At 55.7% G+C, this 10069-nt stretch carries 10 protein-coding genes and 3 tRNA genes; 9 read left to right on the top strand and 4 right to left on the bottom strand.

Features of this window, described 5'->3' with window-relative positions; translation table 11 throughout:
* On the top strand, positions 1-220 hold a 220-nt coding region (locus tag H0V34_03360; protein MBA2490772.1), incomplete at its 5' end, for a transposase.
* Here H0V34_03360 and H0V34_03355 read toward each other — a convergent pair.
* Positions 193-621 carry a hypothetical protein gene (locus H0V34_03355; GenBank protein MBA2490771.1) on the bottom strand — a complete coding sequence of 143 codons (429 nt, stop codon included), beginning with the start codon at positions 619-621 and terminating at the stop codon, positions 193-195. The two genes, H0V34_03360 and H0V34_03355, sit on opposite strands and share 28 nt — an antisense overlap.
* A gap of 124 nt (positions 622-745) precedes the next feature.
* Between H0V34_03355 and H0V34_03350 the strand changes: the two genes are divergently transcribed.
* Together H0V34_03350 and H0V34_03345 are read left to right on the top strand one after the other, a co-directional pair.
* A complete protein-coding gene (locus H0V34_03350) occupies positions 746-979 on the top strand; it encodes a hypothetical protein (protein MBA2490770.1) in 234 nt (77 codons plus the stop codon).
* Positions 980-1052: 73 nt separating this feature from the next.
* Positions 1053-1190 carry a hypothetical protein gene (locus tag H0V34_03345; protein ID MBA2490769.1) on the top strand — a complete coding sequence of 46 codons (138 nt, stop codon included), beginning with the start codon at positions 1053-1055 and terminating at the stop codon, positions 1188-1190.
* A 22-nt stretch (positions 1191-1212) separates the two neighbouring features.
* On the opposite strand, the gene H0V34_03340 is transcribed toward H0V34_03345, so the two are convergent.
* Complete coding sequence (locus H0V34_03340; protein ID MBA2490768.1) at positions 1213-1782, bottom strand: hypothetical protein; 570 nt, start codon at positions 1780-1782, stop codon at positions 1213-1215.
* Positions 1783-2374: 592 nt separating this feature from the next.
* Here H0V34_03340 and H0V34_03335 point away from each other — a divergent pair.
* Complete coding sequence (locus tag H0V34_03335) at positions 2375-3406, top strand: IS1595 family transposase (GenBank protein ID MBA2490767.1); 1032 nt, start codon at positions 2375-2377, stop codon at positions 3404-3406.
* A gap of 139 nt (positions 3407-3545) precedes the next feature.
* On the opposite strand, the gene H0V34_03330 is transcribed toward H0V34_03335, so the two are convergent.
* On the bottom strand, positions 3546-4013 hold the full coding sequence (locus H0V34_03330; GenBank protein ID MBA2490766.1) for a hypothetical protein: 468 nt from the start codon (positions 4011-4013) through the stop codon (positions 3546-3548).
* A gap of 547 nt (positions 4014-4560) precedes the next feature.
* On the opposite strand from H0V34_03330, the gene H0V34_03325 reads away from it, so the two are divergent.
* The gene (locus H0V34_03325) at positions 4561-7332 is read left to right on the top strand and encodes a tandem-95 repeat protein (GenBank protein ID MBA2490765.1); all 2772 of its coding nucleotides are present in this window, start codon (positions 4561-4563) and stop codon (positions 7330-7332) included.
* A 54-nt stretch (positions 7333-7386) separates the two neighbouring features.
* On the opposite strand, the gene H0V34_03320 is transcribed toward H0V34_03325, so the two are convergent.
* Positions 7387-8751: a UDP-glucose/GDP-mannose dehydrogenase family protein gene (locus H0V34_03320; protein ID MBA2490764.1), complete on the bottom strand. Its 1365-nt coding sequence runs from the start codon at positions 8749-8751 to the stop codon at positions 7387-7389.
* A gap of 428 nt (positions 8752-9179) precedes the next feature.
* Here H0V34_03320 and H0V34_03315 point away from each other — a divergent pair.
* From H0V34_03315 to tuf, 4 genes are all read left to right on the top strand, one after another.
* Positions 9180-9264 (top strand) — tRNA-Tyr (locus H0V34_03315).
* 154 nt (positions 9265-9418) lie between these two features.
* Positions 9419-9492 (top strand) — tRNA-Gly (locus H0V34_03310).
* 297 nt (positions 9493-9789) lie between these two features.
* Positions 9790-9865, top strand: a tRNA-Thr gene (locus tag H0V34_03305).
* 76 nt (positions 9866-9941) lie between these two features.
* Positions 9942-10069: elongation factor Tu (tuf, locus tag H0V34_03300; GenBank protein ID MBA2490763.1), on the top strand; the 128-nt coding region annotated here is incomplete at its 3' end.

The following is a 10069-nucleotide window of genomic DNA, read 5'->3' as shown; positions in this document are numbered from 1 at the left end:
CAACACCATCGAAAACTACTTTTCCGTGCTTAAGCGCGGCATGACTGGCGTTTACCAGCACTGCGGCAAACAGCACCTAAAGCGTTATGTCGGTGAGTTCGACTTCCGATATAACAACCGTGTAAGGTTCGGCATAGACGACGCTGCACGTGCACTGATTGCCTTACAAGGCATCACCGGCAAGCGCTTAACCTATCGGCCGACTAACGAACAAGCGTGACTCTGACTAAATATACATGTATCAACAGACGTTACATCCGCACTTGCAACCGGGGGAACGATTACATCTTCAGAATCGAACTGCGAGCAGCTTTTCAGTTGTTGTCCGTACCGCGGGGGGGTACAATCGTCACTAGCAGCATTCCGCCGGGCGGTGATGTTGTCATCACTCGCGGCGCTGAAGACATCAATATAGATGTCACCGGCTCCGACGATGCCGGATTGCAACTCGTCAGGGACTGATGTTCGCTCAAGCATTCTAAAGTCCGGGTGACACGTTATCGTCGTTTTAGGCGCCTTAACCTTCTTCTTATGCGGCTTAGGCGGCGTCTTAAGCATCCGCATTAGCGTTTCTTCAAACAGCTTTTCATCCTGCTTTTCTTGAGAGTCTTCTTCAGCCATGTCAGCAGAACCTGCTTCTATAAAAGTGAGGGGTGGGTTGCACAGCTCTTACGGCACTAAAATGAGTGGCCTCCTGTGTTACGGTTGCGTTTCCTACACTCGCAAGCCTCATAGGAGGCTCCTCATGACTGATCAAATCGAACATAAGTTCCAAGCCACGGCCATTGCGCTCGACATAGCGATGGGCTGTCTCATGGCAACCTTGTCCGCCCATCCTCAGATACGGGATGATTTAAGCGCCCGTCTGGACGAAACGATGGTCGCTCTGCCTGATAAACTGCGTGGCATCGCGGACATTCTGTACGCTTACAAACGCAAGCTGGACACTGGAAGACCAGAGAGCAAAGAGCGTCATTGAGCGTCAGTTTCCAAGACTCTCCATTCTCATTACGCGCCTGCAAATCCAGATAAAGCTTTATCGTGTCGGCCACATGACGCGCCGACTCGACTGGCAACTTAAGACGCACAACACCATCGTCCGTGTCGAAGCTGATTCCAATTTTGCCGCCTTCAACCTCATGGTCTACAGCGGTAGTGCCGCGATGGGTGGCGGGCTTGAAGGCGGCTAAAAGGCTAGCTTCATCACTCACATTAAATCACCTTAACGAGTTCACGCATGAATGATCGAACATGGCTAAAGATGTCCTCTGCTTCCTCTCCAGTGTATTTTCCTCTTACATGCATGGTCGGGTTTCTCCACGCCATCCTGACGCCATCAAGATGATTAAGAATTGCCGCATACTGATCCCGCTGAGGATCGTTTTTTGCCATACCATTTACCTTGCTGCGCGTCTGACAAACTATTGCGTTCCATTCCTTTTCATTAGGCGATTCGACGCCCAACTTGCCACCAACTAACTGCACGACGCGCTCTATTATTCGCATAAGATGGAACACGCACGCGGTATGACGATTGAGAGCTAAACACTTACCTGCCTCTTCAATATCAAATTGCAGCTCACCGAGCTTGTCTTGCACCTCGTCACCGAAGAGCGGTGCAGACGGACTGTAGTAAGGCGCTTCTTCATCAGAAAGAGAAAGAAAATGGCGTGACTCCAATTCATCCTCAACTCGATAACGCAATTCGTCTATCAAAGATAGCAGCTCTTGATCGACTACCAGCGTATCTTCTGTTTTTTCGATGAGCCTACCAACAGACATTACCGACATTCGTAAGCTCATTCTAATAAGCTCACGTCTTAAGACAGCCAGATTCTCCGCAACCTATAGGCGAATATGTTCCGGTATTGGAGTTCCGGTATGTCCTACATCACGGAACGCACGAACAGAACCGTAAAGCTCTCCAATCCGGTTGAGCGTACTTACGTACGAATGCGCGTTAAACCTCAGCATGTCCCATAGCGTTGTAAGGGCGTACGGGCGATGTTGCACTTCTAAGGTTGTCCCGTCTAGTACATAATTGCCCATATATAAGGTTCCTAATGAATGACAAAATTGCACAATTGAGCCACCATACCGGGGACGGGGCAAGGTGGAACGTGGAGCAGATGTTAGACGATGCACCGTCTGAAGTTAAGTTAAGAGAAAGATTAGGGAGCCGACGAAAGCCATAGTGATCTTTTTAGATGATAGGGATGGGCAATATAACGTTGGCTTTCTTCAGTCTGGACTATCTATGTCGCAGGGCGTTTCCTTAATTGAAGTAGCTAAATCAGTCCTTTTGCGGGAAATGGATTACTAATAACTAATATGATACTTGACTATATCTCTTTCATCAAGTATCATATTAGTTATGAAAAGCAAAGTACAGAATCGCTCGACTAAGAATGACCCAGTTCTTAATGACATACCATTAGCTTGTGCGAATGAGCATGCCGCTGTCGAGTTCATGGAAAAACAGCGGTGGGGGGATCATCCGGCTTGCCCGGAGTGCGGCGATACGGCCGTTTACAAGATGTGTGACCGCAAGACAGGCGAGCGCAACAAAGACTTCCGCTGGCGCTGCCGGGGTTGCGGCAAGGTATATACGGTGCGCATGGGCACAGTGTTCGAGGATAGCCGCATTCCATTACGCCATTGGTGCTTTGGATTCTGGCGCGCGTCTACTAGTAAAAAGGGCGTAAGCGCATTGGAGATTCACCGTCAGACTGGCGTGTCTTACAAGTCGGCTCTATTCATGCTTCACCGCATCCGCTTTGCAATGGCTGACTCGTGCAGCGAACCATTGAACGGTGACGTTGAAGTAGACGAAACCTATGTTGGCGGCAAGCCGCGTTACAAGGGCTTAAGTAAGCGTGGGCGTGGAACTAGCAAACAAGCTGTTATGGCACTAGTTGAGCGCGGCGGCAAAGTCCGGACGCGACCAGTGGCAGACGTTACCAGCAAAACATTGAAGGGCGTGATCCGGGAGATGGTTCATACGGATGCTCGGATCATCACAGACGACAACTCTTCCTACAAAGGTATTGGCTCCGAGTACGCGGGCGGGCATGAGACTGCTTGTCACAGTGTTAAAGAATACGTTCGTGGCGATATTCACTCAAATACAGTTGAATCTTTTTTCGCAGTTGTGAAGCGAGGTTTGAACGGTATTTACCACGCGGTCAGCAGGCAACATCTGCACCGGTACATGGCAGAGTACGAGTTCCGGTACAACCATCGCAGCTTAGAAGATGGCACCAGGGTTACGGAAGCCATCAAAGCATCTGAGGGTAAAAGGCCGGCGGCTCCCAAAGCCGCTGTGTATGCCAATTTCACCACACCCGCACAATTAATTATCGTGCAAAGCAACGTGGATTTGGCTAAACTTAAGACCGTAGTTTAGTTCGTTTCCACGCTCTGGACTATGTAAAGATGGCCGTTAGGGTCAAAGTCGAGGGGAATTCTCTTACCAGGGGTCTTCCCCTTTTCTTTGCTTGATGTGGGCTGCCTACCCAACCTCAGTCTAAAAACATGGCTGTTTCCTATTGAGCATGCTCGGCATTGTTGGTTGTCTGACTACTTGTGGTAGTCAGCTCGCGAGGTATAGAGAAGGCTCCATTATTGTGCTGCACGTAATTAGCCGTCTTCATTTTGTAAAGTTCATTGGAAACGCGCGCCGACAGACCGGTCTTGCCGTCTGGAGTAACCTTGTTTCGCTCGAGGATGGCGCGAATCTCTGCCACCTTCAGAGGGCGGTCGGTATCCCTCAGGATACGTCGTATCGCTTGGCGGAACGGCAGATCAGCCAGCCGTGGTTCGTCGGTATTCAAAAACGTCCACTGAAAATGCTTAGCACTTACAGTGTCAGCTACATCGTCCGAGAGAACTTCCTCAATCGCCGCAAGGCGGCTTCTGATTTTTTCGGCCTGAGACTGAAGGTCAGTCAAATCTTTCCGAAGAGCTTCAGCCTCACCCCTCAATTCATTGATGGTTTGCGACGAGAACGGCATAGCTAGCGATCCTGGTAAAGTGTTAGAGGCTTATAACACTCTTTTTTGACGAAGTCCAACAGGGGATAGTACGAAACTATCTTAATGTATCTCTGAGGTAGATAGTATGGTGAAACCAACCGAAGATAGAGCAAGCAGCCGTGGTCCCGAGCCTGCTCGCGTGAAGATAAACAAACCTTGGGATAAGGCCGTTAAAGATGCCTTAACCAAGAAGCGTCCGGAGGAAGGATGGCCTAAGCCGGAAAAGAAGAAGGATCGGGGTGCTTAGACATGCGCTGAAAAGGCCAGCGGCCTAAGTAGTGGGAGAGGGTAAGTTCCCTCAGGGCGAAGAGCCCGAACTGCCACCCAGTGCGCTAGCCTTTGGAATTAGTATAGGCTCATTTTCAATAGATACATACTTCCGAAATATAATCAGGCCTGCTTTCCAGCACTCGTGCCACGTGCGCCGCTATTGCCACTGGCGCATCGCGCCGGTGATCCTCATCGGATCATGGCGTGAACGGGGTCTGGAATAAACCAGCTGCCGCACAGATAACGGATGTGCCTCATGCGTGCTGACATGCTGTTCTCGTTTCGGGGTGTTCTGGTGTTACTGCTGGTGGCGGTGCTGCCAGCATGCGGATTTGTGGATTCGGGCGGATCGCAGGCGCCGCCACCGGCCAGCGCGGGCCCGGATCGCACGGTGCAGGAAGCATCGCGCGTGTTGCTGGATGCGTCCAGCCTGGTGGACGTGGGCAGTATCGCCGCGTTCCAGTGGAGGCAGAGCGGCGGCGCGCCAGCCATTGAACTTCAGAACGCGACGACCGCGATCGCGAGTTTTGCCGCTCCGCCCGTCACGCAACGCGCCATTCTCGAATTTACCCTGACCACGGTCGATGAGTTCGGGACGGACAATTCCGCCACAGTGGAAATCACCATCAACGACAAGCCGACTGCCGAAGCCGGTGCCAGCAGGCGCGCCACGGTGGGCGGCGAGGTCATGCTGCGAGGCGGCGCCAGTGCGGACACTGACGGCAGGATCGCGACGTTTTTATGGCAAATTACCGGCACGCAAGAAACGCTGACGGGCCCCACCCCCAGATTTACGCTGTCGCCCACGGCTCAGTCGGGCGACCGCTTTACCATTCGGTTGACGGTAACCGACGATGACGGTGGACGCGCCACCGATACCGTGACGATCACGGCCGATGAGCCTCCGGTAGCCAATGCCGGCGCGAATCAGTCCGAGACGGAAGGTCAGCGCGTGACGCTTGATGGTGCGCGCAGCACCGATCCGGATGGCGAACCCCTCCGATTTCAGTGGGTGCAGACGGACGGCGGCCGGCCAGTTACTCTGGCCGGAGCCACCACCGCTACGCCCAGCTTCGTAGCGCCGCAAGTTTCGACACCGCGCGCGCTCACGTTCGAGCTCACGGTCACCGATAGCCTGGACGCTGCTGACACGGATTCAATTACTGTGTCTATCAGGCCCAATGCGCCGCCGACGGCTAATGCGGGGGTGAACCAGTCCGTTACGGAAGGTCAGCCCGTGACACTGAATGGCAGGGGTAGCACCGATCCCGAAGGTAATCCGCTCAGATTTCAGTGGGTGCAGACGGATGCGGGCCCGCCGGTCACTCTGGCCGGCGCCACCACTGCCTCGCCCAGCTTCACCGCGCCTCAGGTTTTAATCCAGCGGCTCCTGACGTTTCAGCTTACGGTCGCCGACAGCGCCGGCGCGACGGCCGTCGATTCCATTACGATCACGGTGCGCCAAGCCAGCAATGCGCCCGTGGCGGTGAACGATGCTTACTCCGTGGCTGTGGGAGGAACCCTGGTTACGGGACCAGTGGCGGGCGTGCTGGCTAATGACACCGACGCCGACAGCGCGTTACTTATAGCCGAACTGGTTCGAGACGTTGCAAATGGCAGCCTCACCCTGGGTCCAGGTGGTGCGGTGACGTATGTTCACGATGGCACCAATACCGTGTCCGACACCTTCGCTTACCGTGCGCGCGATGAAAGTGGCAATCTTTCCAATACCGCAACGGTCAGCATTATCATTACGGCAGCTAATGAGGCGCCCGTGGCGGTTGCCGATGCCGCCAGCACACCACTGGATACGCCTGTGGATGTTCCGGTTATAGCCAACGACACAGATCCGGATGGTACGATTGTCGCTGGCACTGTCACGATTACGATTTCTCCGCTAAGTGGTTCGGCAGTTAACAACGGCTTTGGCGCGGTGACTTATAGCCCGAGCCCGGGTTTTGCGGGCACCGACAGCTTTCAGTACGTGGTCCAGGACGATGCCGGCGCAACCTCGAACGCGGCTACCGTGACGATCACGGTCGGAGCGTCAACAATTGCCGCGGCGAGCTGCTGGACTACTACAGGCGCGCAGACGCTGACCGCGAGTCTCGGCAGCGGCGCGCAACGCGCAACGGCCGCGCAAACACCACAGCAATACGCGCTCATCACCAGCGGCAAAAAGGGCACGGCCACGCTGATCGACGGCACGTCCGGAACATTTACGTACACACCGTCCAAGGTCAACGCCAGAGGCAGCGATTCGTTCAGGTACAAAACCCACAGCGCCGATGGCAAGACGCTCACCGGCGAAGTCACTGTCATCATCAACCCGCGAGTCATGCCGCTGGGCGGCGCGATCACTGCCGGCGTGATGCAGGGCGCGGCGCAATTGCCGGTGCCGGAGACGCGCGTCGGCTACCGAAAACCCTTGCAGCAGAAACTTAACGCCGCCGGTTACCGGATGGACTTTGTCGGTTCGCAGTCGCTGGGCGCGGGTGTCGCGGGCTTCGATTATCAGAGTGAGGCGCATTTGCTGCGCAGCGTACGCGAGTTGGCGAGGGGATCGCAGGCAAAAGATCTCAATTATCCAAACACCGGGGTTTATGCGTGGCTGGAGCAGAATCCGGCCGATTTCGTGCTGCTGCACATGGGCTCGGAGAATCTGCGCACGGCATCGGTGGACGATGTGGAAATGGTGCTGAACGAGATCGACCGCTGGGAGCGCGATCACGGCGCGCAGGTGCGGGTGTTGCTGGCGCGCGTGATCGATCGCTATCCCAGTGACCCGCGTATCGCGGCGTTTAACAATCAGGTGCAGTCGATGGCGAAGGATCGCATGGGAAATCCGATCAATCCCGCGTATCCGGACCGCGTCCGCATGGTCAATCAACAGGCGGCGCTCAAATATCCGGCGGATTTGAGTGACCCGATGCATCCCAGTGCAAGCGGTTACGCGAAGATGGCGGATACCTGGGCCAGGGCGATCAAAGCCGAATGCGGACCACCGCCCGGCGCGACGGTGAAATAGTCGCGGTAAAACCCCTCTGCGGCAGGGCGCAATCGCCGCCGTTTGATGCAGCGTTCAGGTCAGAAGCGTTGCCGCCGCCGACGCGCCGCCAGGCCGCTGCCCGCGGCCAATTGCATAGTAGTTAAAGCCCAGTTTCTGCATCATGTCGGGGTCGTACAGATTACGGCCGTCGAACACCGCGGGCTGCTTCAGCCGCTTTTTAATGACGTCGAAATTCGGGCTGCGAAACTGATTCCATTCGGTGACGATAGCGAGCGCGTCCGCGCCTTCCAGCGCCTCCTCGGCCTGCTCGCAAAGTTCTAAGTCGTCGCGCTCACCGTATATTCGCTGGCACTCGTCCATCGCTACCGGATCGTAGGCGCGAACCCTGGCGCCCGCGCTCCACAAGGCGTCCATCAGACTGCGGCTGGACGATTCGCGCATGTCGTCTGTGTTGGGCTTGAAGGCGAGCCCCCATAGCGCGATGGTCTTGCCTGCAAGTTGACCGTCAAAATGTGCATGCATCTTTTCGAACAGGCGCAGCTTCTGCCTTGTGTTCACCGCTTCGACCGCGTGCAGCAGGTCCGCGCGATAACCGATTTCGCGGGCCATGTGCCCCAGCGCCTGCACGTCTTTCGGGAAGCAGGAGCCGCCGTAGCCGCAGCCGGGATAGATAAAGGAATACCCGATGCGCGGGTCGGCGCCGATGCCGCGGCGTACGCGCTCGATGTCGGCGCCCAGTTTTTCCGCCATGTTGGCAAGCTCGTTCATGAAGCTGATCTTGGTCGCCAGCATCGCGTTGGCGGCGTATTTGGTCAGCTCAGCGGAGCGTTGATCCATTACCAGCGCCCGGTCGTGGCTGCGGTTGAACGGGGCATAAAGCGCGCGCATGAGTTCGCCGGTGCGCGGGTTGTCGGTGCCGATGACAATGCGGTCGGGTTTGATGAAGTCCTCGATCGCGGCGCCCTCTTTCAGAAATTCCGGATTGGATACGACATCGAATTCGACTCTGGCGCCGCGCGCGGCCAGCGCTTTCTGTATGGTGTCGCGCACCCGGTCGGCCGTGCCCACCGGCACGGTCGATTTGTTGACGACGATGCGGTAATCGTCCAGATGTTTGCCGATGCTGCGCGCTACATTCAGCACATGGCGCAGATCGGCGGAGCCGTCCTCGTCCGCCGGCGTGCCGACCGCGATGAACTGAAAAAGCCCGTGTTTGACGCCGCGTTCGGGATCCAGGGTGAACGACAGACGCCCCGCCTCGACATTGTCCCGCACCATGTCTTCGAGACCGGGCTCGTAGATTGGAATCTCGCCGCGGCTCAGGCGCTCGATCTTGACGGCGTCCACGTCGACGCAGAGGATGTGATTGCCCACATTCGCAAGGCATGCCCCGGTAACGAGGCCGACGTAGCCCGATCCATAAATCGTAACGTTCATCTTTTGTGTTCTCCCCCTGTACGTGAGTTGCGATGCGCGGAGCTAACGGCGATTTTCTCATTGGCGCGTTGCGCGGGGCATTATCGCGCACCGACAGAATTTTTACATGCCTGATTTTCGGTGAATCAGCCTGGATTGCCCTTTTCGTAGCCGCGCCCACGGGGTGCGATTGTGCTATGGTGCCCATCGATAATTCCGTTCAGGCAAGTCGCTCCTGCCGCACTGGTCAACGTCTTAAAGCCATGCATCTTTTATTGACAAGACTGTAAACTTGGCACACAATTGCGCGCTTTATTTCCGGCAGGTAACATCCGTGCTTGTGGCTCTTGGGCAACAGGCACGCGGGTACGGGCGCACCGAAAAATGAGTGTCGTGTCAAGCGCGTACACGGATTCCTGCGGAAGCGTCATCGGCGGGCGGAGTCAGTCGGAGGGGTTCCCGAGCGGCCAAAGGGGGCAGACTGTAAATCTGCTGGCTCAGCCTTCGGAGGTTCGAATCCTCCCCCCTCCACCAACTTGATTCAATTTGGGCGTTGCGCATTTAGTTTATAGGTGAGCAGCGGCCAACTGTCCAGCGAACGAGCGAACAACCAGCCAGGACGACTAGGCTAAGCCATTGCTATAGGGATGTAAGTGACGCAACTGCATCGTAGAGAGGGTTGAATTCGGCGGGTGTAGTTCAATGGTAGAACCTCAGCCTTCCAAGCTGATGATGGCGGTTCGAACCCGCTCACCCGCTCCAGATGTCTTGAACAAACGTGAGTCGGCGTAAGTCGATGTTGATAGTGTTGGCATGGGCGCTCACGCAACGCGCGCACCGACACGGATGTCGGGGCCGGTGTTGACCAAAGTTGAACGGTTTCGGCATGGATGCCTGCGCAGAAGACTAGCAGGCCCATATAGCTCAGTCGGGCGGGCCGGGAGAAGAAATTGATCCAGTGAATCAATTTCCCGGCAAGCGCACCGACACGGATGTCGGGGCCGGTGTTGACCAAAGCTGAACCGTTTCGGCATGGATGCCTGCGCAGAAGATTAGCAGGCCCATATAGCTCAGTCGGTAGAGCACTTCCTTGGTAAGGAAGAGGTCACCGGTTCGATTCCGGTTATGGGCTCCAGCGCAATCAGCAAGCAGTGTTTTGAAGTAGCTAACCAGCAGACAGGTTAAGAATAATCGGTACCGGAGTTTTTGAGATGTCCAAGGCCAAATACGAGCGCAGCAAGCCGCACATCAATGTAGGGACGATTGGTCATGTGGATCATGGCAAGACCACCTTGACGGCGGCGTTGACCAAGGTCATGGGTGAGACCTATGGTGGGGA

It is taken from the genome of Gammaproteobacteria bacterium (assembly GCA_013696315.1).
GTDB lineage: Bacteria > Pseudomonadota > Gammaproteobacteria > JACCYU01 > JACCYU01 > JACCYU01.
Note: the sequence above shows the minus strand (reverse complement) of the source record. Positions and strands in the feature narration are given on the sequence as shown.

Excerpts from the sequence above, each read along its gene's own strand:
- H0V34_03325 (MBA2490765.1), top strand. The coding sequence starts at position 4,561 with ATGCGTGCTGACATGCTGTTCTCGTTTCGGGGTGTTCTGGTGTTACTG.
- H0V34_03345 (MBA2490769.1), top strand. The coding sequence starts at position 1,053 with ATGACGCGCCGACTCGACTGGCAACTTAAGACGCACAACACCATCGTC.
- H0V34_03350 (MBA2490770.1), top strand. The coding sequence starts at position 746 with ATGACTGATCAAATCGAACATAAGTTCCAAGCCACGGCCATTGCGCTC.
- H0V34_03320 (MBA2490764.1), bottom strand. The coding sequence starts at position 8,751 with ATGAACGTTACGATTTATGGATCGGGCTACGTCGGCCTCGTTACCGGG.
- H0V34_03330 (MBA2490766.1), bottom strand. The coding sequence starts at position 4,013 with ATGCCGTTCTCGTCGCAAACCATCAATGAATTGAGGGGTGAGGCTGAA.
- H0V34_03335 (MBA2490767.1), top strand. The coding sequence starts at position 2,375 with ATGAAAAGCAAAGTACAGAATCGCTCGACTAAGAATGACCCAGTTCTT.
- H0V34_03355 (MBA2490771.1), bottom strand. The coding sequence starts at position 621 with ATGGCTGAAGAAGACTCTCAAGAAAAGCAGGATGAAAAGCTGTTTGAA.
- H0V34_03340 (MBA2490768.1), bottom strand. The coding sequence starts at position 1,782 with ATGTCTGTTGGTAGGCTCATCGAAAAAACAGAAGATACGCTGGTAGTC.